General features: G+C 40.4%; 17 protein-coding genes. 10 read left to right on the forward strand and 7 right to left on the reverse strand.

Features of this window, described 5'->3' with window-relative positions:
• Positions 1 to 240 precede the first annotated feature (240 nt).
• The 7 genes from mfd to pth all read left to right on the forward strand — a co-directional run bounded on the left by mfd (position 241) and on the right by pth (position 9,403).
• Positions 241 to 3,609 (forward strand): transcription-repair coupling factor, encoded by a 3,369-nt coding sequence (gene mfd, locus JET18_RS13970; protein WP_202092023.1) that lies wholly within the window; start codon positions 241 to 243, stop codon positions 3,607 to 3,609.
• Between the two features lie 687 nt (positions 3,610 to 4,296).
• On the forward strand, positions 4,297 to 5,118 hold the full coding sequence (locus tag JET18_RS13975; RefSeq protein WP_202092024.1) for a hypothetical protein: 822 nt from the start codon (positions 4,297 to 4,299) through the stop codon (positions 5,116 to 5,118).
• A 3-nt stretch (positions 5,119 to 5,121) separates the two neighbouring features.
• Positions 5,122 to 5,937, forward strand: coding sequence for a hypothetical protein (locus tag JET18_RS13980; protein WP_202092025.1), 816 nt, complete (start codon positions 5,122 to 5,124; stop codon positions 5,935 to 5,937).
• Positions 5,938 to 5,944: 7 nt separating this feature from the next.
• Entirely contained in the window at positions 5,945 to 6,688 is a 744-nt protein-coding gene (locus tag JET18_RS13985; RefSeq protein WP_202092026.1) for a hypothetical protein, read from the forward strand.
• A 152-nt stretch (positions 6,689 to 6,840) separates the two neighbouring features.
• Positions 6,841 to 7,713, forward strand: coding sequence for a hypothetical protein (locus tag JET18_RS13990; protein WP_202092027.1), 873 nt, complete (start codon positions 6,841 to 6,843; stop codon positions 7,711 to 7,713).
• Between the two features lie 95 nt (positions 7,714 to 7,808).
• Positions 7,809 to 8,753, forward strand: coding sequence for a hypothetical protein (locus JET18_RS13995; RefSeq protein WP_202092029.1), 945 nt, complete (start codon positions 7,809 to 7,811; stop codon positions 8,751 to 8,753).
• An 86-nt stretch (positions 8,754 to 8,839) separates the two neighbouring features.
• Entirely contained in the window at positions 8,840 to 9,403 is a 564-nt protein-coding gene (gene pth, locus JET18_RS14000; protein ID WP_202092031.1) for an aminoacyl-tRNA hydrolase, read from the forward strand.
• Between the two features lie 304 nt (positions 9,404 to 9,707).
• On the opposite strand, the gene JET18_RS14005 is transcribed toward pth, so the two are convergent.
• Entirely contained in the window at positions 9,708 to 10,322 is a 615-nt protein-coding gene (locus JET18_RS14005) for a porin family protein (RefSeq protein ID WP_202092033.1), read from the reverse strand.
• A gap of 178 nt (positions 10,323 to 10,500) precedes the next feature.
• Between JET18_RS14005 and JET18_RS14010 the strand changes: the two genes are divergently transcribed.
• The 3 genes from JET18_RS14010 to JET18_RS14020 are packed head-to-tail and all read left to right on the forward strand — an operon-like array spanning position 10,501 to position 14,559.
• On the forward strand, positions 10,501 to 11,076 hold the full coding sequence (locus JET18_RS14010; protein WP_202092035.1) for an RNA polymerase sigma-70 factor: 576 nt from the start codon (positions 10,501 to 10,503) through the stop codon (positions 11,074 to 11,076).
• A gap of 10 nt (positions 11,077 to 11,086) precedes the next feature.
• A complete protein-coding gene (locus JET18_RS14015; RefSeq protein ID WP_202092037.1) occupies positions 11,087 to 12,046 on the forward strand; it encodes a FecR family protein in 960 nt (319 codons plus the stop codon).
• Positions 12,031 to 14,559: a TonB-dependent receptor gene (locus JET18_RS14020; protein ID WP_202092040.1), complete on the forward strand. Its 2,529-nt coding sequence runs from the start codon at positions 12,031 to 12,033 to the stop codon at positions 14,557 to 14,559. The genes JET18_RS14015 and JET18_RS14020 overlap by 16 nt, the downstream gene beginning before the upstream one ends.
• Here JET18_RS14020 and JET18_RS14025 read toward each other — a convergent pair.
• The 6 genes from JET18_RS14025 to JET18_RS14050 form a co-directional block, all read right to left on the reverse strand.
• Positions 14,549 to 14,689 (reverse strand): hypothetical protein, encoded by a 141-nt coding sequence (locus JET18_RS14025; RefSeq protein ID WP_202092042.1) that lies wholly within the window; start codon positions 14,687 to 14,689, stop codon positions 14,549 to 14,551. The two genes, JET18_RS14020 and JET18_RS14025, sit on opposite strands and share 11 nt — an antisense overlap.
• Before the next feature lie 114 nt (positions 14,690 to 14,803).
• On the reverse strand, positions 14,804 to 15,439 hold the full coding sequence (locus tag JET18_RS14030) for a carbonic anhydrase (RefSeq protein ID WP_202092044.1): 636 nt from the start codon (positions 15,437 to 15,439) through the stop codon (positions 14,804 to 14,806).
• Positions 15,440 to 15,487: 48 nt separating this feature from the next.
• Positions 15,488 to 17,080 (reverse strand): SulP family inorganic anion transporter, encoded by a 1,593-nt coding sequence (locus JET18_RS14035; RefSeq protein ID WP_202092046.1) that lies wholly within the window; start codon positions 17,078 to 17,080, stop codon positions 15,488 to 15,490.
• A gap of 142 nt (positions 17,081 to 17,222) precedes the next feature.
• A complete protein-coding gene (locus JET18_RS14040) occupies positions 17,223 to 17,522 on the reverse strand; it encodes a hypothetical protein (protein WP_202092048.1) in 300 nt (99 codons plus the stop codon).
• A 21-nt stretch (positions 17,523 to 17,543) separates the two neighbouring features.
• Positions 17,544 to 18,212 carry a carbonic anhydrase gene (locus JET18_RS14045; protein WP_202092050.1) on the reverse strand — a complete coding sequence of 223 codons (669 nt, stop codon included), beginning with the start codon at positions 18,210 to 18,212 and terminating at the stop codon, positions 17,544 to 17,546.
• A 346-nt stretch (positions 18,213 to 18,558) separates the two neighbouring features.
• Positions 18,559 to 23,511 (reverse strand): T9SS type A sorting domain-containing protein, encoded by a 4,953-nt coding sequence (locus JET18_RS14050; RefSeq protein WP_202092052.1) that lies wholly within the window; start codon positions 23,509 to 23,511, stop codon positions 18,559 to 18,561.
• Positions 23,512 to 23,674: the final 163 nt, after the last annotated feature.

Genomic DNA, 23,674 nt, shown 5'->3' on the forward strand with positions numbered 1-23,674 from the left:
AAAAGTTTGATAAGGTGGAATTTCCAAACACTATGCCATGCGGTAAAATCGTTATTTATTTAACTTTTAATTAAATAAATTGGTAAAAAATTAAGATTTGGGTATTTATTAGTTAATTTATTTGAGTTTTTGATAAATTACACTTTCTTCCAAAAGAAAAATATATCCTTATCTTTGTGATAAGCAAACGGTTTCGGAACACTCCCGAAATCGCTTTTGTCGTTTATACCCTTATTATTTATGCAGCTAAAACCCATTCACGAAAAGTTTCTTCCCGATCTGCTACAAAAGGAATTTGGCAAAGAGATTTTTACCCAGTTAGAAAATAACCAGCATATTTCTGTGAAAGGAAGCGCAGGTTCGTCGGTTTCCATATTTGTTGCCGAGCTTTTTCTGACTCAAAAGAAAACCATTCTTTATCTGGTAGACGACAAAGAGGATGCCCTGTATGCCAATACGGAGATGGAAGATCTGCTTGGAAAAGATAAGGTGCTGTATTTTCCGGCGACCCATCTTGAACCTTATCAGGTGGAGAAAACACAGAATGCCAATCTGGTTCTTCGTACAGAGGTTTTAAATAAGATCAATTCCGGGAAATCACCCAAAGTTATTGTGGCCTATGCCGGAGCTTTATCCGAAAAGGTATTGAAAAAAGAAGATTTCAAAGCGATTTCGCATCATATAAAAGTAGGCGACCAGCTGGATTTTGATTTTGTGGATGAGCTTCTGAATCATTATAATTTCCAGCAGGCAGATTTCGTTTCCGAGCCCGGAGAATTTTCAGTCCGTGGCGGAATTGTGGATGTGTTCTCATATTCCCACGAAAAACCATACCGTCTTACCTTTTTTGGAAATGAAGTGGAAAGCATTAAAACCTTTGATATAGAAACGCAGCTTTCCGTAGATAAGGTAAAGGACTTTCAGCTGGTTTCCAATATGAATTTTTCAGTAACGGGAACCCGTGTTTCCCTGTTGCAGCTTCTGCCGAAAGAAAGCTTTGTGGTTTCAAGAAACGGTGCTGTAGGTATGCAGAAAATGAGAAGCTTTTACGAAAGATCACTCGAAAAATATAAGACTTTAAATAAAGATATTGCCCACAGAACGCCTCAGGAGCTTTTTATTTCCGATCAGGACTTTTTATTTGATTTTAAGAAATTTAAAACAATAGATTTTGCAGGGATTGCCATTGAAGGACTGAAGGAGATTAAAGAAATAAAAGCAGAGCAGCTTCCACAGCCTTCTTTCCATAAAAACTTTGAACTGCTGATAGAAGACCTTGAAGAAAAGCAGAACGATGGTTTTGATACCTGGATCTCTTTTTCAACGGAAAAACAAAAGGAAAGACTGGAATCTATATTTGAAGAACTGGAGCATCAGCTGCCTTTTAAAAGCTTCAAATCTGAACTCCATGAAGGGTTTGTTGACAACGGCCATAAAATTCTGGTCTATACAGATCACCAGATCTTCGACCGTTATCAGAGATATAAAGCCAAAAATACCTTTGCAAAATCCGAACAGCTTACTCTGAAAGATCTGATGTCTCTGAAAATTGGGGATTATATTGCCCATATTGATCACGGAATCGGAAAATTTATGGGCCTTGTGAAAGTGAATAATGACGGAAAAGTACAGGAATGTTTTAAGCTGACGTATAAAAATGGTGACTTATTATATGTAAGCATCCATTCACTTCATAAAATTTCGAAATTTAACGGTCCGGACGGAAAAGAGGTTGTTTTAAGCAAGCTGGGCTCTCCGGCATGGAAATCATTGAAACAGAAAACGAAAGCAAAAGTAAAACAGATTGCCTTCGACCTTATAAGACTGTACGCGGAAAGGAAAACCGCAAAAGGCTTCTCATATACCCCGGATTCCTATCTGCAGAATGAGCTGGAAGCCAGTTTTATTTACGAAGATACACCGGATCAGGAAAAAGCAACCATTGACGTGAAAAAGGATATGGAGGCAGATACGGTAATGGACAGACTGGTTTGCGGCGATGTAGGATTCGGTAAAACGGAAGTGGCAATTCGTGCGGCATTCAAGGCGGCTACTGATGGAAAACAGGTCGCTGTACTGGTTCCTACCACAATTCTTGCATTTCAGCATTACAGAAGTTTCAAGGAAAGGCTGAAAGATTTTCCGGTGAATGTTTCTTACGTCAACAGATTCAGAACGGCCAAGCAGAAAGCGGAAGCCCTGGATGGTCTTAAAAACGGAAAAGTAGATATTATTATAGGAACGCACCAGCTGGTAAGCAGCTCAGTGAAATTCAAAGATCTGGGATTGCTGATCATAGATGAGGAACATAAATTCGGCGTTTCCGTGAAAGACAAGCTGAAAACCCTCAAAAATAACGTGGATACGCTTACGTTGACCGCTACACCCATTCCGAGAACGCTTCAGTTTTCCCTGATGGCAGCAAGAGACCTTTCCGTAATCAAAACACCGCCACCAAACAGGCAGCCTGTAGATACCCAATTAATAGGTTTTAATGAAGAAATTCTCAGAGATGCGGTTTCTTATGAACTTCAGAGGGATGGGCAGGTGTATTTTATTAATAACAGAATTGAAAATCTTAAAGATATTGCCGGGCTTATCCAGAGACTGGTTCCGGATGCAAGAGTGATCACAGGCCACGGACAAATGGAAGGCAAGCAGCTGGAAAAAAATGTCCTTGATTTTATGGAAGGCAAATACGACGTTCTTGTTTCTACGACCATCGTTGAAAGTGGGGTAGACGTGCCTAATGCCAATACCATATTTATCAATGATGCACAGAGATTTGGAATGGCAGACCTTCACCAGATGAGGGGAAGGGTAGGACGAAGCAACAGGAAAGCGTTCTGTTACCTGATCACGCCTCCGTATGATATGATGACTTCCGATGCCAGAAAACGTCTTGAAGCCATTGAGCAGTTTTCTGATCTCGGAAGCGGTTTCCAGATTGCCATGAAAGATCTTGAGATCCGGGGTGCGGGAGATCTTCTTGGAGCAGAACAAAGCGGATTTATCAATGAAATGGGCTTCGAGACTTATCAGAAACTGATGCAGGAAGCTCTGGAGGAATTGAAAGATGATGCGGATTTCGAAAACTTATTTGATAATGAAGAGGACAGACAGAAGCTTTTCAAATCTGTCAAGGATGTGAATATTGATACGGATCTCGAGCTGATGCTTCCGGATTTCTATATTTCAAATACGGAAGAAAGGTTGCTGCTGTATCAGAAAATTGCTGAAATTGATAATGAAAAAGATCTTCATAAGTTTGAACTGGAACTGATCGACCGTTTTGGAGCCTTGCCGAAAGAAGCTGTGAACTTATTGAAAAGCGTTGCCCTGAAATGGCTGGCAGCAGACATCGGTTTTGAAAAGATTGTCATGAAAAACGGAATCTTCCTGGGCTACTTCCCGGCGAATCCGCAGGATAAGTTTTATCAGACGGACCGATTCAGACATATCATCAGTTATTTAACCCAAAATCCGTCAGAAGCACAGCTTAAAGAGAAAGTTGGAAAAGAAGGAAACCTGCTGATGATGAGAAAAGAAAAAGTGAAAAATGTAGATGAGGTGAATGTGCTTTTGAAAACAATTATCGGACATAATTAAAAAGAAGCTCTTTTTTTGATCTGAAATATTTTTTTCTTTCCCACAGATTTAGCAGATTACACAGGTCTGATAGGGATGGAAATATTCAATAGGAACGGGCTTTAGCCCGTTTTCAGCATATTGTCAAAAGGAAAGGCTTTAGCCAAAACCTGAAATCATCATTATTGTTTCTACCGTCTTCATAAATTATCAGATTACGCAGATCTGATAAGGATGGAAATATTCAATAGGAACGGGCTTTAGCCCGTTTTCAACATATTATCAAATGGAAAGGCTTTAGCCAAAACCTGAAATCATCATTATTGTTTCTACCGTCTTCATAAATTATCAGATTACACAGATCTGATAAGAATCGAAATATTCAATAGGAATAAGACTGTCTCAAAAATGAGACGGTCTTTTTTTTGCGAAAATAAGTAGACTTAAAATCAGAAAAATAAGTTTGTAGAGGGCTTTGGAAGCACTTGGAAATCACAATATAATGATAAAAAATTATGCTGTATCTGCGGCTGTGGTTGGGTTTGAAAGACGTCTGTATTTAAAAACAGTAAAAAAAGAACCGATTTGTAGTAATAATTCTACTTTTTCGTACAATTAATTCTATAACGTAATTGCTTTATTTTTACGTGTTTAAAGGGTTGTAAATGGTTTTTTATGTTTTAAATTCATATCTTTGCAGCCCTAATTATGAAAAGAATTATCTATTGCAGCGCAGCCGGGCTTTTATCGCTCTGTATGAACGCGCAGGTGGGAATTGGAACTACTTCTCCTAAATCTACTCTCGATGTCAACGGGAAAACCACCTTAAGAAAAGAACTTAGAGTAGGCGGCACATCTACCCAGGCTGGAAATGCGGGGTTGAACGGCCAGGTGTTGGTTTCTCAGGGAGAAGGTTTGCCTCCTGTCTGGAAATCATTGAATGTTTCCTTTATGGAAGAGGGGCAGTACAAGCTGATCAATTCTTACCTGTCATCGGACCAGGTGGGTATATCAGCGCTTTCAGCCGGTATTCCGGATGATGATGTGTACAAGAACAATGTAGGAGATGAGATTACGGATGTTTCGAAAGGAGTGTGGTCTAAGATCACAGGACTTGAGAACAATATTATTATCAAAAACGGTAGAAACAGACTTACTTATCAGTTCCAGACGGGTGTTGAGATGAAAGCTCCGGCTTCAGGAACTTCACAGTCTGTAACGTTTACCTGCGGTGTTTTCAGAAATGGAAAACTGGTGGCGGTACGTCCTGATAAAGTGATGTCCAATAACAATACAGAAAAAGCCGGAATTCAGGATTACATCTTTACACTGAATTATACGGAACAAAATGTTCCTGTGGGCCCGCAGAAACTTGAAGTGGCCTGCCGTAAGATTAATACTTCTAATGTAAACTCACAGTTTACGATAGGAAGGAATGTTTCCGATACCAATACGGTTTCCAATGCATTTACGCTTGAATCTGTGATGAAGATAGATGTTATTGAGTACGTAACTTATAAAAGCAATTAATTGATGAAAAATATTATATCGATCCTGTTTTTTATAGCAGGACTGTCTCTTTCTGCTCAGGTGGGAATCAATACGGATGCCCCGCAAGCCAAACTGGATGTCAACGGTGATATCAATTTAAGAAACAAAATTGTTGTTCTGAACGTTACAGACAACACTCTTTCTCAGGGAAATAACGACCAGATTCTTGTTTCACAGGGAGAAGGGTATCCACCGATATGGAAATCCCTGCGTATCCCGGAATATGAACCGAATAAATTTTATTTGATCTTCAATAACTCGTTTTCGGACAAAACCGGAGTGAGATTTACGAACAGCGAGCACTCTACTATCACAGCCAAGAACACAGCCTTTACAAGAGGGGCGGATATTTCCAGTCTTCCGGGTTTCAAGAAAATCGGGGGGCTTTCACAACCGATCAGTGTGTTTAGTTCGGACAGTAAAACCTATTTCCAGTTTGAGACGGTAGTACAGGCCAATCTTCCGGCAAACGGAACCACGGATATTTCCATAGATTATGCCTGTGGTATTTTTGTAGATAACAAGCTGGTGAATTTAAGACAGAGAAACCTGAAAGCAAGCAGCGCGGCAAGTACATTCATTACCCATAACCAGATTGGAGTGGTTTCCAATCTTTCCCCGGGACAGCATAATGTAAGTGTGGCCTGTTCAAGATTAGGATCATACAGAACGGGAAGCGATGTGGTACTGGCCATCGGAATCTATGCAGATTCCAACATCAACAGCTTTATTTCCCAGTCTTCTTTAAAGGTGGATGTGTACGAAATTCCTCAGGTATTTAACCCTATTATCAATTAATCAGGACATGAAAAAAATTATTATCATAAAATCTTTGTTGCTGGCAGTCTTGACTAATGCTCAGGTGGGCGTTAATACAGCTAACCCTGTGAATATGCTTGATGTAAACGGAGATTTGAGCGTAAGAAAAGAAATCAGAACCGGAGGAACCAATCTCCTCAGAGGATCTGCCGGAGCGGCCGGAACCATTCTTCATAACAATGCTGAAATGAATACCAATGACTGGAAGAGCGTGAAAATTGCAGACGGGCAGGGAAGTATGTCGGTATTCTCGCTGAATACGGTATCGGACCAGACCGGAGCTATTTTTACAACACCCAACGGATTGACGGAACCTTATACAGAAGGTACCACGATTTCATCCGCATGGACTGTTCTGCCGGGAACCAATGATACTTTTTCCATCACCAATAGTTCGAATAAAGTAGCTTTTACTTTTCAGACAACGGCGCAGAAAACCGGAAATTCCAATAATTCATCAGGTTTTGCCTGCGGTATTTTTGTGGATAATGCGCTAAGGGCGGTGAGAACGGATGTTGTGCTGGGGTCGGAGGGAAGTTATAAAATCTTCAACCTTAATGCTACGCTTACTAATCTTAACCCTAAGAATAACTATGCCGTAAAGGTAGCCTGTACCAAAAGGAATCTGAATTCAGGGAAGCTGGGAATAGGAACCGCAGTAAACGCAACCTTTCTGAACAACGAAATGTCTCAGTCTGTTTTAACAACGTCTGTACTGCAGCCGTATTAATTTTGAAAACAGATCATTCTCATAGACCTAAAAGCTTCATGTTTTTAGGTTTTTTTTGCAAAAAGATACAGATCGTTATTGATTTGTTGAATAAGTGAATGTTTTCATCGAAAAAATGAATTATATTTGTAAACTCACTAAAATATTTTTTCATGGGAAAAAACTATCTTTTTAAAATCGTGGCCGGAGTGTTTTTCGGACTTATGGTTTCATGTGACAATTCTTCTTCAGATCAATTCGAGCCGAGTGCCAACAATGGCGGAAATGACGGAAATCCAGCGGCTCCTGCAAGAGTTCTGGAAAAAATCACGCTGAATGGTACCGTTCAGGAGGAATATACAGTGAATGGAACTGTATTTCATAATGGAAGGCTGAGAGATGCAGGAACCAATAACTATTACACAGGTACTGTAACCTACATCAACGAGAAAATTGGTAAAATAAAATTTTTAGGAACCCTGACCGGAAGTACTGCTTACGATTTCAGCGTAACTGTAGATAGCAAAGGCAATGTATACAGTGGTACCTGTACAGCTACAGCAACCGATCCCCTGAATTCTTTCGTAAGTGATTATGTATTTACCTATGACGCCACAGGGAAAAAACTTGTGAAAATCTTAGAAAAAAGAAAAGTAGCTGGAAATACGGCATACAGTCAGTTCACGGAAACTACTTTTACCTATAATGGGGAAAATATCTTCAAAGCAAGCTCTGCTAAAGGAACACTTACCGCAACGGGAGCCCCAAATATGGCTACAGCTAAGCTGACGGTGTACAGCTATCAGAACTATGATTCTAAAGTGAATCCGTTCTCTACGCTTCCTAAAGCTTTCTTTACCACATGGAGCCTGCTGCGTCCTGAGAATTTCTACAGACTGTCTCCCAATAATCCTACTTCAGTGTTTGTAATGCCTCCGGCACCGGCATCTGGAGTGAATACACCGATGACGTATGTGTATGATGCCTTTAATTATCCGGTTTCGGACAAGGATCAGGCGCTTAAATATACCTACAGAAATTTGTAAGTCATTAATTATCGGTTTTATCGGAATATAAATAAAAACATAACTTTTATTCAGAAAAAAGTTATATTTGTCAAAAAATAAACAATTACCTGGAAATGAAACAACTTTTCTACATTATTTTATTAATAGCAGGGTTCTCTTCAATACATTCTTGTAAAGATATGGTGGATAATGATGGAGATCCATTATTAGACCTTAATGAAACTGAGGGATTAACAGGGCCTAGAGCATTGTACAGAGAAATTACAGATAAAGATACATTAGCAGAATATCACTACAGCGGGCTTTTGGTAACGAAAGTATTGACGCCGAAGGGATCCGTAACGGATATCTCTTACAGCGGAGACAAAGTAAGTGAGGTTAATTTTAAAGGATTCTTAGACTTAGACGGGGACGGAACGATAGACGAAGACAGTGTGACGTATACTCAACTGTTTACCTACGGGCCAAACGGAAGATTAGATAAAATTTCCGAAAACCGCTCAGTGTTCAGAAGAACTCCACCGGTACCTCCGGCTACTACGCCTGGTCCTTTTGTTCTTCTTAGAAAAGCAAAATCACTTTACGAATTAACGTATGATGCTTCTACTGCAAAAATGAGTTCCGTTATTATGCGAAACGGACCTGATGTTTCAGGGACACCTTTTGCCTTTACAGATTTTTCTAAATCAGAATATACCTATTTAGGAGATAATGTTTCTAAAGTATTAAGAGAATACGGACCTGTGACAGGACCTGTAAACGCACCTGTATACGGAAGACCTACGACAAAACTGGCGTACGATTTTTATGAGTACGATACTCAGATCAGTCCATTTACATTAATTCCATCGGCTTATAAGATTTCAAGACTTTTCTCTACTGAAGCCAATGACAGAGAAAGCCATATCTTATCTCCAAACAATCCTAAAAAAGCATCTGTAACAGATCTTATGCCTCCAATTCCGGTTCCGGTTATCAGAATCACAAACTATAACTACGATCCGCAGACGTATATGAGAAAAGGTTTTGGAATCAACTACATTTACAAACCTCTGTAAAAAGATTTTTTAAAATATACAGGCCCGATCTTCATAAGATTGGGCTTTTTTATTTTTTATCCCTTAATTTTGCAAAAAATTTCTCAATGAAATATTTAATAGTCGGTCTTGGAAACAAAGGCCCGGAATACGAAAATACACGTCACAATATAGGATTTAAAGTTGCCGAGAAAATAGCAGAAACGCTTGAAGCCCCATTTAAGACTGCCAATTTTGGCTGGATGGCAGAAGGAAAACATAAAGGAAGAAAAGTCTTCATCCTGAAACCGGATACATACATGAATCTTTCTGGAAATGCGGTAAGGTTCTGGATGCAGAAAGAAAATATCCCGTTGGAAAATGTACTCATCATTACCGATGATCTTGCCCTTCCGTTCGGTACCCTGAGAATGAAAATGAAAGGCTCGGATGCCGGCCACAACGGACTGAAAAGCATCAATGAAATGCTGCAGACACAAAACTATGCCAGACTCCGCTTCGGAATCTCCGCAGATTTTTCACAGGGCCGCCAGGTAGATTATGTATTGGGAACATGGAATGAAGAGGAAACTGAAAAGCTGGGCGAAAGAATTGAGAAGTTTTCTAAAGCCAGCCTGTCTTTTGTTTTTGCGGGAATCGGGAATACCATGTCTGCCTTCAACGGAAAGTAATTAACCTGAGAATAGAATACCCTTGACAGGATTCAAAGCCTTGCCAAGGGTATCAATAGGAAGTTTTTCAACCTCCCTCATTCATCTACAGTCTATAATCTTAACTTCTTAAACCGGAACCAGGTTATAATGTATAATTGTTTTTGGTAGGGAAGAGTATATTATGGATTTTCCCGAAACAATTCACCTTTTTTTTTCATCATTATCGCTCTTGCGTGAGTAAAAAGAAGCAATAATTCCTAATACGAAAACGAATTTTAATAAACGTTCCATAATTTTAATTTTTTAACCTGCTGATTTTCTATCAGAATCCATAACTGATTCCGGCGGTAACAATTCCCTTATTTCCATATCCGACTTCGGCAAATCCTGCCAGTTTTTTGCCCACCCTTAATCCCGCAGGGCTTACCTGATACGCAAAACCAACTTTGCTGTCTTTGGAAGTCTGGCCGTTTTTACGCTCCGTTGATGAAGTAAGGTTAACACCTGCCGCTGCCGATCCATAAAAATTCAACCAAGGGGTTTTGATATAGGAATACTCTACTACCGGCATGGCGATAAACACGTGCTGTGTTTTTTTGATATCCCCCATTTTGGTTGTAGCAGCTGCTTTCTGTCCGAAGGTTTGTTCTGATTTCATGTACCCCAAATCACCCCCAACCTTAAGACGGTCTGTAATCTGGTTGCGGTAGCCCAATCCAAAAACGCCGAGCTGTTTGCTGTCTTTTTGGACATAAGCATTTGCATCGGGCACTATTGCGGATACAATCGCGTTTGCAAAACCGCCCAAAACTTCATCCTTTAATTTTAAGGAGCTGCCTTCACTATAACCGATACGTATTTCATGTTTGCCGGTTTGTGCTTTTACTGTAGCTGAGAATATTAAACCTGTTGCGATAATAATAATTGATTTTTTCATTTTTTAAATGTTTATAATTTTTTGCTAAACTTCTCCAGCATTTTCTTAGCTGGCTTCCCTTTAAATACGCACAAAAAATAAATACCCCTATGCCACCCTAAAAAAAATAAAATTCCGGTAATGAAAAATTAATTATCTTTCCAGATCATACATGTAACCTTGTTGCATCTGTCAAAATATGGAAAAAGAGATACAGAATTTCAAAGCGCTCTATTACCAGTATTATCAGCCGCTTTGTAACCACGCTTTTAAATATCTTTCCGACCGGGATGAAAGTGAGGATGTGGTACAGGAGGTACTCATCCGCTTTTGGGAGCTTAAAAAGGAAATGCCAAACGACCTTGCCACGCGGAATTATCTGTTTGCCGCTGTGCGCAACCGGAGTATTTCTGTCCTCCGCCAAAAAAACAACATCAGGTTTGTTCCTATTGATGGGCACGATGTTGAAGTTACAGAAGATATTAACAAAGAGCAGGAGGGGGAAAATATTTCCTTACTGATAGAAAGAGCTTTTGATGACCTTTCGCCCAAATGTGCCGAGGTTTTTAAGCTCAGCCGTATTGAGAAATTAAAATATGCCGAAATTGCAGCGCATTTAGGCATATCCGTAAAAACCGTTGAAAACCAAATGGGCAAAGCCATTAAACATATGCGGGATTTCATTGACAAAAATCCACTGTTTTCCATTTTTTTCATGCTTTATATTTTGTATGAATACGTAGGGGTTTTTGTGGATAATACGTTTTATAAATGAAGACAATAACATGGATACAGAACAAATAAATATATTGCTGGCCAGGCATTTCGCAGGCGAGACTACAAAGGAACAGGAACTGGTCCTGGAAAAATGGATTGCAGACCACCGTGAAGAATATGTGGCCCTGAAAATCCTCTGGGCGGATACCCATGAGGTCTCCAGTCCACAATTATTTCCTGTAGACAAAGCATGGGAGAAAACAATGCAGCAGATACGTCCGGGTGTAGCAGATAAAGGGCGCGCATGGGGAAAACAGTCCAATTATTGGATTGCTGCTGCATCGGTAGTTTTAGTAATGGTTTCAGGTTTATTGTATTACTTCAACAGCTCGGTTACGGTGAATACCATGGCCAACGAAATTAAAAAAGTTTCACTTAACGATGGCTCAATAGTTACCCTTAATGGCAGCTCCCGAATAACTTATCCAAGGTATTTTTCGGCAAACCGCGATATAACGCTTACCGGTGAGGCTTATTTTGAAGTAAAACGGGATGTAAAGCATCCTTTCAGGGTAAAGTCCAACCGGTTGTTGGTTCAGGTTTTAGGGACTACTTTCCTTGTTAAAAATTCCGGAAAGGTCCAGCATGTATTGGTAAACAGCGGAAAAGTGGCTGTAAAGGATGAGCAAAGTGGCCAGTCTACGGTTCTGACTGCCAACCAGGCGGTTTCTGTTTCCAACGGGACAATACTAAAGAAGCCTGCCAATGAAAATGATCTTGCCTGGAAGAGCGGAAAACTCAATTTTAAAGATGTGCCGTTAAAACAGGTTTTTACTGCACTGGAAGATTATTATCATATTTCAATAGTTGTTGAAAATGGCTACGAAGGCTCATGCTTATTAACATCACAGTATGACCGCCAGCCGCCTGAGAAAGTTTTTGAAGAACTAAGCCGTATTTTTGGTTTTACCTACAAAATCTCAGACAAAAAGGTAACCGTATCCGGGATCACATGCGAAAAACAATAGTCAAAGCAGCCATATTGTGTTACCTGCTGATTGTTTGTTTTTGCAGCTGCCTTTTTGCACAGGCAAAGGAAGGCCTGCTAAATAAAGAAGTCTACATCACCACCGAAAACGGAACCCTAGGAAGCTATCTTTCAGAAATTGCGGGGCAGGGCATTCCCTTATCCTATAGCAGTAACCAGCTTGGATTGACGCAAAAAATTAAACTCAAAAAAGGCAGGTACAAAATCTCCACCCTGCTGTCCATGCTCCTGGCCAAAGAACCCGTGCGTTTTGAAGACCGGGGAAATAAAATATTACTGTATCCGGTACAGGTACAACCTGCCCGGAATTTTAAGCTCAGTGGTTTTGTATATATGCAGAACAGTCTTGAGGCGCTTCCTTATGCGACTTTAAAAGCGCCACTCAATAACATCGCTGTCAAAGCAAACGATTATGGTTTTTACAGTCTGGAACTGAAACCGGGTACCTATATTATTGAAGTCAGTCATATCGGTTATCCACCGCAGGTAGATACCATTCACCTAAAAAGTGATCAGGTACATGATTTCCATTTAAAAGGGGAAATACAATTGGAAGAGGTAAAAATATTGAGCAGGCAAAATTCTTTCAGGGATCCGCATGCGGTAAATTTAAAAGAAAACCCGGCCCTGCCTTTCACCCTGGGACAGCAGGATCCGTTAAAAGCCTTACAGTTCAGGGCGGGTGTTTCCGGTGGTATGGCCAGTGGAAGCATGAACGTAAGGGGTGGCAGCTCAGATCAGAACCTGGTTTTGCTGGACGGCGCGCCGGTATATAACTATAACCATTTTACCGGGCTCCTTTCCATTTTTAATCCTGATATTGTTAAGCACATCGATTTTTATAAAGGCTCTTTTCCATCGCGCTATGAAGGGCGGCTATCATCCGTAATCGATATCAAAACAAAAGAAGGCAATATGCAGGAGTATCACGGGGCTGCAAACCTTGGGCTTCTCACCAATTCAGTCATGTTTGAGGGGCCAATCGTAAAAAACAAGGTTTCTTTTATCGCGAGTGCGCGGCGGAGCTGGATCGATGGCCTTATCGGTCTTTTGGACAAAGGTCCATCAGATTTTAAGTATTATCTCTATGATGTAAACGTTAAACTGAATTACAGGATTGATTCAACCAGCCGGGTTTATCTTTCCTCTTATCTGGGCAGCGACCGGTTTAGCTTGGGCATATCCGGTGAAAACCATCCGGATTTTACGCTCGATTGGGGAAACAAACTGATTTCAGCCCGGTGGAACAAGGTTCATAACAGCAGGCTTTTTCAAAACAGTACCTTATTGTTCAGCAATTACAGCAACCTGGTACAGGATGGTGGGGCAACAGGAACGGAACAATTCAACAGGATCACCGATGTAGGCATTGATAATGACTTAACCTACCAGTGGAACAACAACCTGCAGAGTTTTATTGGGTTTAGGGTAAATTTTACAAAGTTCAGCGCTGCCGTATCCGATTTTTATCCTGAACCTGTACCGGATGTAGAAACACAGAGATCTGTGCACTTAAAGTTTTATTCGGACAATGATATCAGCCTTTCGGATAAGCTGAAACTAAAAGCGGGACTGCATTACACCTCGTTTTTGGTGAAAAACAAAACCTATCATTCTTTCCAGCCGCGTACCGCAATTTCTTATGACCTGAATACATCCAGCCGTTTTTTTGTGGCCTACTCCTTTATGGCCCAGTTTTACCATCAGATCAGTTTGAGCGGGATATCCATTCCCAATGAATTCCGTGCGCCCAGCAATAAGGACCTGCCACCCGAAGAGGCCATTATTTTCGAGTTGGGTTACCGCCGTTCATTTTCTGCCGGGGGAGGGATCAGTATTGAGCTTTACCGAAAGAATTTCAATAATATTTTAATGTACAGGCTGGATGAAAACTATATGCCCGTTGATGAGACTGCGCCCTGGCCGGACAGGATCATTTCCGGTAAAGGGTATAGCCAGGGCTTAGAAATAGAATATAAACAAAAATTAAACTGGCTGAGCTTACAGGCCAATTACACACTGAGTAAAACTGTTTATTCTTCTGCACAGATAAATGAAGGCAAACCATTTAAGGCCCCGACTGATTTAAGAAACCAGGTCACCTTTATGGCAACAGCTAACCTGGGCAAACGGTGGAGTATTTCGGGTGTATTTAATTACAGTACGGGAAAGTCTATTACCGTCCCACAGTATACGTTGGTGGATATTGGTGATGGACTGGCCGGTAAGAACAGGTTAGAGAATTTTGACGGGTATGAGCCAGAACCCAATAACTATAAACTTCCGGATAATTATAATCTTGATCTTGGAGCGGCGTATTCCAAAACATACCGCTCTAACAGGCAGGGAGTACTGCGCTTTGGGATAAACAATGTCATTGGCAATCCTGCTCCCCTGTTCGTCAATGCAGAAATCGAAGATAACCGGTTTCAGGTCTATCAAACCAACGCCATTAAGATTTTGCCCTATATTGGCTATTCTTTTAAATTTTAGGATTCTTTTGTGGATGATTGTTTCTTTCATTTTCCATGGAAAACGAACCGGATAAACGTGAAAATCCTAAGAATCCGGAGATCTGAAGTTCATTCTTTAAAGATGGTCCGTCCTTTAAATAATTTCGCATAAAAAGAGACTGGCCTTTCGGGCCAGCCTCTGGAGTATACTTTAAAAATCAATTTCCAATCTAACTATAACATGATTTTTTATGTATGTGCAATAAAATATGCAGATTTTTATCTTATAACCAGGTTACAACGCCGGTTTCAACGTCATAATTGGCTCCGACAATTTTAATCTTACCTTCATCCTCAAGCTTTTTAAGCGTTGAACTTTGGGTACGGATATCTTCGATGGCACTTTTTACGTTCTGCTGATTCAGTCTTTCCAGAAGAGCACTGTTTTTTGATGAACGCTCTTCGCCTTCTTCAATGATTTCTTTGATGATAGGATCAAAATGATCGATCAAATGGTTGAGGTTATCCATTCCCATTCCCTGAATCTGTGCTGCGTCCAGACCCCCTTTTAATGCACCGCATTTCGTGTGTCCTAAAACAACAACAAGCTTGGAACCTGCAACGTTACAGCCAAATTCCATAGAACCTAAAATATCCTGATTAACAAAATTACCGGCAATTCTAATACTGAAAACATCTCCTAATCCCTGATCAAAGATAAGTTCTGCAGAAGTACGGCTGTCTATACAGCTTAACACTACGGCAAAAGGCCACTGACCTTCACGTGTTGCATTTACCTGTTCCAAAAGATCTCTGTTTGCCTTTAGATTGTTAACAAATCTCTGGTTTCCGTCTTTTAAGAACTCTAATGCTTTTTCAGGAGTGATGGTAGATTGAGTTTCGTGTGTATGTGCTTTCATATGATTGATTTATTCTTTTTAAAATTAAAAAATTATTGTGAAATGAGCTTACATAGCTCTTCTGTGGGTGATCAGGATGTGAGAATCCTCATCGGTTTCATAGTCTTTGTATGAAGTTTTGAAGCCTAAAAGCTCCACGTTAATATCTTCCTCTTTTGCCCTGATGTTGGCGAAATCCTGGATCATTTCCAGTACGTCCGTGGCAATATAAGAAGTTCCTCTTGCATCAATGGTCACGGTAGAGTTGGACTTGATGTTTTTCAATGTCTTTTTAATGGCGGCTTTATTCAGGAAAGAAACTTCCTCGGCAAGCTTGATATTAATTCCGTCTGCATCATCCAGCTTTTCTCTGCTCAGGTAATAAGCACGTTTCATATTTCCCTGAAGGATATAGAATACCGAAATGGCAAGACCAATACCCACCCCTTTAAGAAGGTCGGTTGCTACTACCGCTACTACGGTTGCCACAAACGGGATAAACTGGAATTTACCCAGATGCCAGAAATGTTTGAACGTAGCAGGTTTTGCCAGTTTATATCCTACCAGGATCAGTACTGCGGCAAGAGTGGCAAGCGGGATTAAATTAAGGATAAACGGAATAGTCAGTACACATACCAGAAGCAGTACACCGTGAATCATAGCAGACATTTTTGAAGTGGCCCCGGCGTTGGCGTTGGCAGAACTTCTTACCACTACAGAAGTCATCGGCAGTCCTCCGATAAATGAGCTGATCAGGTTTCCGATTCCCTGGGCTTTAAGCTCAAGATTGGTATCCGTAATTCTTCTCTGGCTGTCTAATCTGTCCGAAGCTTCAATACAAAGCAGCGTTTCAATAGAAGCTACAATGGCAATGGTTGCTCCCACTATCCATACCTTAGGATTGGTGAATCCTCCAAAATCAGGCATCGTAACAAGATTTTTGAAATCATCCAAAGACTTAGGAACAGGCAGTGAAACAAGATGCTGTGTGCTGATGGTCAGAGAGCTTCCGGAAAGTTTAAACAATTCATTTAAAAGGATTCCTGCTACAACGGCTACCAATGCTCCCGGCAGCATTTTCATTCTTTTTAAAGCCGGAATTTTGTCCCAGGCGATAAGTATAGCTACGGAAACCAATGTTACTACAATAGCTCCCGGATGTATGGCTCCGAATAATTCTGAAAAGTAACCGAAATTCAGACCGTTATCAAAGATAGATTCATGCCCTTCATAATCTTTATCGAATCCCATGGCATGAGGAATCTGTTTTAAAATAATAATGATACCGATAGCGGCAAGCATCCCCTCAATAACATTGTTCGGGAAATAATTGGAAATACTTCCGGCTCTGATGAACCCAAGAATTAGCTGGATAAGACCTGCAATAATCCCTGCGCAAAGGAAAAGCTCGAAAGCGCCCAGATCTGTAATAGCTGTTAAAACAATAGCTGTAAGCCCTGCTGCCGGACCGGATACTGATATATTTGAATTACTTAAAAATCCTACCACTAATCCGCCTACGATACCTGCGATCACCCCGGACAATGGCGGTGCGCCTGATGCTAAAGCGATTCCAAGACATAACGGAAGCGCTACTAAGAATACAACGAGTCCTGAAGGGAAATTCTCCTTGATTCCTCCTATAAATGATGTTTTTTTCATGTTGTTTTTGAAAAATACTATAACCGACTGATCTATGCTTAGATAATCAATTATAAAAGATTGGAAATTTAATTTTAAAGCACGCGTATCCGATATCAGTTTTGATATGAATACTATAAAAAAATCTAACTATACTTAAAAATTAAGCTTCCGGAGGCGGAGAAAATATGGTCAGTAAGGGTGACAGATGAAAGGAATCGTCTATCAGTTCAAAGGAAATACCCTGAAGATCAGGTTCGGAAAACTTCACGTAATCGAAGACATCCAGAGTTTTCGGAATTGTTTTTTCGTATACAATAAAAGAGGATGGGTGGGAGTGAGGCTCTTCTTCGTTGATGATTACATTGGTCCTTGCGATATCCCAGCCTGCAACAGCAGCAATGCCAGGCAGCGCTGTGAAGTTTAGGAAAAAGGTCAATACAATAATACTCCAGAATTTCATCTTACATTCATTTTAGAAAAACTAATCTGTTTTTCTGCTCATTACCCAGTCAGAACTTGTAAGGTTGTAGATTTTCTGGATGTCTTTCAGAATTTTCTCGAAATCGATCTCCAAATCAATGATCTTACCCGTTCTAAGGTCAAATACCCAGCCGTGTACAATAGGATACTCTTCTACGATATATCTTTCCTGTACGCAGGCCATTTTAATAACGTTGATGCACTGCTCCTGAACATTAAGCTCTACAAGTCTGTCATAACGCTTGCCCTCATCATTGATAGCATCCAGTTCAGCCTGATGCAGTCTGTAAACGTCGCGGATGTTTCTCAGCCATGGATTTAACAATCCCAGGTCCTGAGGAGTCATCGCCGCTTTTACGCCACCGCAGTTGTAATGCCCGCATACGATGATGTGTTTTACTTTCAGATGTTCTACGGCATATTGAATAACTGCTGTGGAACTCATGTCTAAAGTATTGACAACATTCGCGATGTTTCTGTGGACAAAAACTTCTCCAGGTTTTGCACCCATAAGCTCTTCCGCTGTAGCTCTGCTGTCCGAACACCCGATGTATAAATAATCAGGATTCTGGGTTTTTGCAAGCTCATGAAAGAATTCAGGATTGTCTGAAACTTTGGATTCTACCCATTTTCTGTTGTTTTCAAAAATAATTTCGTACGATTGTGACATAATTTTAAAAAATTTAAAAAGGTTTACAATTATTTATTTCGTTTAAATTATTTTCGAATTCAATAGATTAAATCAATAATCATGCAAAAATATAATTTTTGCCGAAAAGGCAGACAGTTTTAACAAAGTTTAATATTAAAATATGCTTAAAATCATGTTTAAAACGTCTGTTCCATACTGTTTCTCTACAAATTTGTCTGAAAAACTGATAATTCAAACTTAAAATGGCCATATAAAATTACAAACTATAAATGATAAAATTCAAATTACAGATTAAAATATTCTTAATTCTGCAAAAAAACCGCCTCAAAACTGAGACGGTTTAAATATTACATGGATGTTGTTATTATTCTTTAATAATTTTCACTACGGTTTCAGAATCATTAATTCTTACCAGATAAGCTCCGGAAATTAATGAAGAAAGATCAGTATGACCGTTTTCAAATTTCCCTGTTTTTATCATCTGGCCGGACAAATTGTAAATCTGGTAATAGTAGTCTTTAGACTTGTCATTTCCTTTGATGTACAGCATGCTTTTTACAGGATTCGGGAAGAATTCCAGTTTGTTCTGAACTACTTTTTCCTCAATCACTGCTTTAGCCAGAATATTTTTGGCTTTGGCAAGAGCATTCGGAGGTACAGGAATGGCATCCGGCTCATATCTTCCGATTTCATTTCCATTGGCATCGTACTTAATTTCTGCACAACGGCAGGACATTGCCGCCTGAGGACGGAAACCGAACGTTGGCGTTAAATAATAGAGCCCTGTGTTAGCATTAGCCGTTTGTTTAAATAACATTCCTACAGAAGTACCACCGCTTCCCTGATGAGCTGAGGTCCAGATACCTGAATACTGGAAGGTCTTTAAACCTGATCCTGCAGCATAGGGAAGGACAGAGGCATCCATTGTATTACCTCCGTTAAAGCCTCTTATACCCATGTTTGGGAATAATCCTATGTTGTATTCCGGTCTGTTTAATGTATATCCGTAAGCAACGGTTCCTTTTCCGGAAAAATAAGCATACAGAGTACCGCCTACATAATTATATTTGGCAGGATCATAGGTTTCATATTTCACTACTGCGGCTATTTGCCCCGGATCTATACCATAGGCTGTATTAAACTGCGCATTATAGAACCATGGCGTATTTCCTTTTGAAATAAAATTCCCAAGAATAATTCCGGTAGAAACGCTTTCAAGATCTGCTACTCTCCAGCCTGCGGGACAAGGGTCGTATGAAGATTTTTCGGTTGCATGTCCCCATCTTTCCGGCATATTTCCATTCTCGTCAGAAACCCAGTCTGCTTTTGCAGCATCGGTCTGATACAGATAATTAAGAGGATTATTAACAGAATATTTGACTACTTTCTTAAGTTTATCTGCTTTTGAATCTCCTGCCGTAACATTTGCATTTGAAGCATCCGAATAGGTAGTATACGGTTTGGTATATGAACTTAAATATTCCGATTCAGGCATATTATCCGTATAAGGTATTGCTCCGGTAGTAGCATTGGCGGGATTATTTTGTCTGAATACATTGTACGTTGCGTATGGTTTGGTTCCATAATAGTAATAAGACCATCCCGGATTGTAAAATACTGGCAGCGGATCTTTTCTTCCCCATTGGTAATGCAGACCGCCACTTTCACTGATTTGAGCTAATCTGGCCATTACAGCAGGATTTCCTGTCGGAAAACTACCTGTAGCGGGAGCCGCCAGACCTGATGCAAATACGGAACCGGAAGGTTCGAAAATATGTTCATTGACTAATTTTTCCTTAGCGCCCAGATCCCTGTCCATAAAGGTGGTTTTCATCGGAACTCCGGCACTGGTCATAGGATCTTTAAACTGATCATTGGCAGGGATAACTCCGCCATTTCCGGCGTTTTCAGGATCCACATCGTAAGTAGTGATGACAGATTTTGGCGCCCAGATATGCCAGCTCCATAATGCCGGATCGTTATGTTTATTGGCCGTCCAGCTTCCGCTTCCTGCATGAAAAGCCACTACCGCATTTCCAGCCTGATTCTGGTTTAAGGTAACTTTTAATATAGCCGTATCTATTGAACCGTCTATAATTTCCATTTTTTGGATCAGGTTCTTATTATTGGTCCAGACTACAGATGATGATTTGATACTTTCAGCAGGGAAAGAAAAATCTGTACTCAAGTGAAGCTTGTACATGGCGTATGCCTTTCTCAGAGGAATTTCAATGATCCTGTCGTTGTCTTTGTTGGAATCAACTTTATTCCCATTTGGATTAGGCGTTACCAGTGCAGGATTGGTGTATTCTACATAACTGTTGGGTAATCTGGTCCATGATTTTAAAGTTTCGGTAGTGTAAACTTCGTTGGCAGAAGCTACAAATTCCGTTTCAAATACTTTTGGCATAAAAGAAGCATTCGGGTCATAGATACAACGAACGCCGCCGCCGCCGATATAAGCGCTGCTGGAGAATCTGTGCCATCCCGGTCTTGGTTTTGAACCGCTCAGCGGATCTGAAATCAAGGTGAGACCTGCAGCACTAAATGAAGGGTAACGTACCTGGTTGATGATTTCAGAAGCGGTCATGAATGTAGTGGTCATTAATCCACCATCTGCACTCTGATCCTGGAAATTAATAACCGGCGTGATCCAGCCTGCTCCATATTTTAAAGGACTTGTTGTATTGGGATACCCTTCATAATTACCATTAATAGGGAACTTACCTAAATTCATTCCTGAAACTCCTGAGAAATCAAATCCAAACTGAGGATAAACTTTTATTCCTGGATAATCCGGATTTAAAGTTGTCGCATTGAATTCCGGATCAATTGTATTTCCTGTATGTTTTCCCCATGGGCTGTATTTGTTTTCATCAGGCATTGGGGTTCCGGAATTTCTTCCTCCTGAAAAATAGCTTGAAGGGACTCGCCAGTTGCACGGACATGGGTCATAAGGAGATTTCAAGGCGTATCTTGTACTCGCTTCTCCAACAACCGGATCATCCATATCCGAATAATTCCCCTGACGGGTATCTCCCCAAAGATCCCACGCGATAATATTTTCGCGGTACGGAGGAACAAATTTTTTGTATTTTTCCTTTGAAAACCATGTGGTGATTCCCACCTGTGTCCAGCTGTCATTACTGTTTTGTCTCAAGAAGTCTTCCCCGTCATTAAGCAATGCTTCTCCTTTTTTAGCCACATAAATAGGCGTTGCAATAAAGTTGATCGGGTTTTGAACAGAGAACCTGATATTTCCGTTAGGGGTGTCCGTACCTGTATTGATCTGAGCAGAGTATTTATTTCCTCTTACCCTTATAAATTTAGACTGGAAAGCCGGATCTGTATAGTTTAAATTAATTTCTCCGGTAATGGGATAAAGGCTTAAGTCCTTCAGTCCAAATGATGGGAACGGGTCTTTTCTGCCCCACTGATACTGAAGTCCGGCGGATTTATGCCATTCGTTTCCTACAAAGTTCGCACTTGTAGCACCCAGGTTTCTGTCCATCCATTTCCAATTGGTCACCGTATTTCCTTCCTTATCTTTTTCAAAACCGTGATGGTAATTGCTTCCGTTGATTCCAGGATCATCAGTAGCCCATACGTGCCATGTCCAGTAGATTTTGTTATCAACTTTATATGAAATAACGGCATTACCTTCTTTTATTTTGTTGATCATTACTTTGATTTTGGCATCTTCTCCTGTACCTTCCAAAGTAACGGATTTGATAAGCCCCGGTTCGTCCTCCCAGTACAATCCTGCTTTGGCAAGACCCTGCTGAGAGATAGGAGTATAATTACCATTGTCATCCTTCATAAACTCGCCGCCTTTTGCCCACATTTCATAGGCTTTTTTTACAGGAATATAAAGACCGTCTACAGCAGCATTGGTTTTAGGATCCTTGCCGGTGAAGATATAACTGTTCGGAGCTTTGGTCCAGTCTGCAAAATCAGATTCGGCCCCTGAATTGAGGGCAAAACAGGTAACCGGGCAGTCCTCTGTGACTGTATTTCCGAAAATGCCCACATATTTGATGAATTTATTGATCTCGCTTTCGATATCTATTAAAGGTCTTGACGGACCGTTCCATCCAGGGACTACCTTTTTGTTTCTGATCGCCCCGACACCATATAATGATGCCTGAGAAGTATTACTTAATGAAAAGTTTTCAGAACCAGGACCTCTTTGTTTGTTATTAAGAGGAGGATATCCAAAATCATTGGCTACATTATAGTTGCTCATCGCTGAAAGAGAAATATACTGTCCGTTGCCTTTATAAACTCTTAATCCTGTGACTTTACTGATCACTATAACAACAGGCTGCTGGTTCGTGAAAACATCTCCCAGCTTCTCATTGATGTAATTGTAAAGATTATAATACCTGTTAAGAAGAGAATTAGGATTGGTAAAATCCAGATATCCTCTTCCCCAGGGCTCTCCTCCTTCTTCAGGAGGCAAAAACCAGTTGCTGAAGTTGATGAAAAAACTTTCGTTTGAAAATTTTCCGGCAAACATATACACCGGATCATGATAAGAGAACTCAAAAGGACTGAACTCACTGTTCTGATAAATGAATTTCTGAGAACTGGCTATAGTCTCAAGATTATTAGGGTTCGTAATATTAACGACCGGTGAGCTGACATTGGAATTGTCTAATGCGGCATTTCCCTGAAAAGACAGCACAATATCATCCAGTTTTCTGGCCAGATGCTGGGAAGTTACCCTGTCTTTGACTCCTGAAACCGTTCCATTTGGATTGTATACAACCGTTCCGTTTTTTTTAGGGGTAAACAGGATGGTGTACTGGTTCTCATCCAGGTCACAGTTGGCATACACATAATTTGATTGTTTGTAATGACTCACTGTTTTGTTCCAGGTTACAGAATTCCAGTTGGTAATACTGGCATCTGAACTTAATTCGATCTTGACTGAATGACTGTTCAGAGCCGATTGCGGCAACTCGAATTGAGCGGTAAGTTCTTCATTATAGTCATAGTTTCCTGCAAAAGTTTTACACCATAAAGAGACCCAGTTATTTTGGGCATCTTTGTACTTTACGGTAACTTTTACATCTCCTGCGGTATTGGGCTTCTGAAAGTTCCCTTTGAGAACCACCAATCCTTTTTCATTCACATTTTGCGGAATGACAATAAGAGGATCCAGGTCATAGACACTTGGCGGGAGAGGTGTCCTGTGCTTGAATCCAATACTCGTCTCATGATGCCAGGGGACAGTTGCGGTCCTTGCATAGGCATGAGATGATGCAATACAGAATACTGCAGCAAAAATCTTGAATGTCGATTTTTTTTTCATACGTATAAAAATTAAAAGTGTGTTTTATGGAAAATACACTGAATAGCCGCAGAAGAACCGGGAAATAAATAGGGCTCGAATTTCAATATATAAAAGCTGTTTCGGTTCCCAACCTGGGAACGGAATATGGAATTTTACCCTAAATAAAACATTTACGGTCTCC

It is taken from the genome of Chryseobacterium endalhagicum, from assembly GCF_016745235.1.
In the GTDB taxonomy this organism is placed as follows: Bacteria; Bacteroidota; Bacteroidia; order Flavobacteriales; family Weeksellaceae; genus Chryseobacterium; species Chryseobacterium endalhagicum.

Coding starts and splice junctions, on each gene's coding strand:
- JET18_RS13980 (WP_202092025.1), top strand. CDS start 5,122: ATGAAAAATATTATATCGATCCTGTTTTTTATAGCAGGACTGTCTCTT.
- JET18_RS14020 (WP_202092040.1), top strand. CDS start 12,031: ATGCGAAAAACAATAGTCAAAGCAGCCATATTGTGTTACCTGCTGATT.
- JET18_RS14010 (WP_202092035.1), top strand. CDS start 10,501: ATGGAAAAAGAGATACAGAATTTCAAAGCGCTCTATTACCAGTATTAT.
- JET18_RS14050 (WP_202092052.1), bottom strand. CDS start 23,511: ATGAAAAAAAAATCGACATTCAAGATTTTTGCTGCAGTATTCTGTATT.
- JET18_RS14025 (WP_202092042.1), bottom strand. CDS start 14,689: ATGCGAAATTATTTAAAGGACGGACCATCTTTAAAGAATGAACTTCAG.
- JET18_RS14035 (WP_202092046.1), bottom strand. CDS start 17,080: ATGAAAAAAACATCATTTATAGGAGGAATCAAGGAGAATTTCCCTTCA.
- JET18_RS14030 (WP_202092044.1), bottom strand. CDS start 15,439: ATGAAAGCACATACACACGAAACTCAATCTACCATCACTCCTGAAAAA.
- JET18_RS14005 (WP_202092033.1), bottom strand. CDS start 10,322: ATGAAAAAATCAATTATTATTATCGCAACAGGTTTAATATTCTCAGCT.
- JET18_RS13975 (WP_202092024.1), top strand. CDS start 4,297: ATGAAAAGAATTATCTATTGCAGCGCAGCCGGGCTTTTATCGCTCTGT.
- mfd (WP_202092023.1), top strand. CDS start 241: ATGCAGCTAAAACCCATTCACGAAAAGTTTCTTCCCGATCTGCTACAA.
- JET18_RS14015 (WP_202092037.1), top strand. CDS start 11,087: ATGGATACAGAACAAATAAATATATTGCTGGCCAGGCATTTCGCAGGC.
- JET18_RS13985 (WP_202092026.1), top strand. CDS start 5,945: ATGAAAAAAATTATTATCATAAAATCTTTGTTGCTGGCAGTCTTGACT.
- JET18_RS13990 (WP_202092027.1), top strand. CDS start 6,841: ATGGGAAAAAACTATCTTTTTAAAATCGTGGCCGGAGTGTTTTTCGGA.
- pth (WP_202092031.1), top strand. CDS start 8,840: ATGAAATATTTAATAGTCGGTCTTGGAAACAAAGGCCCGGAATACGAA.
- JET18_RS13995 (WP_202092029.1), top strand. CDS start 7,809: ATGAAACAACTTTTCTACATTATTTTATTAATAGCAGGGTTCTCTTCA.
- JET18_RS14045 (WP_202092050.1), bottom strand. CDS start 18,212: ATGTCACAATCGTACGAAATTATTTTTGAAAACAACAGAAAATGGGTA.
- JET18_RS14040 (WP_202092048.1), bottom strand. CDS start 17,522: ATGAAATTCTGGAGTATTATTGTATTGACCTTTTTCCTAAACTTCACA.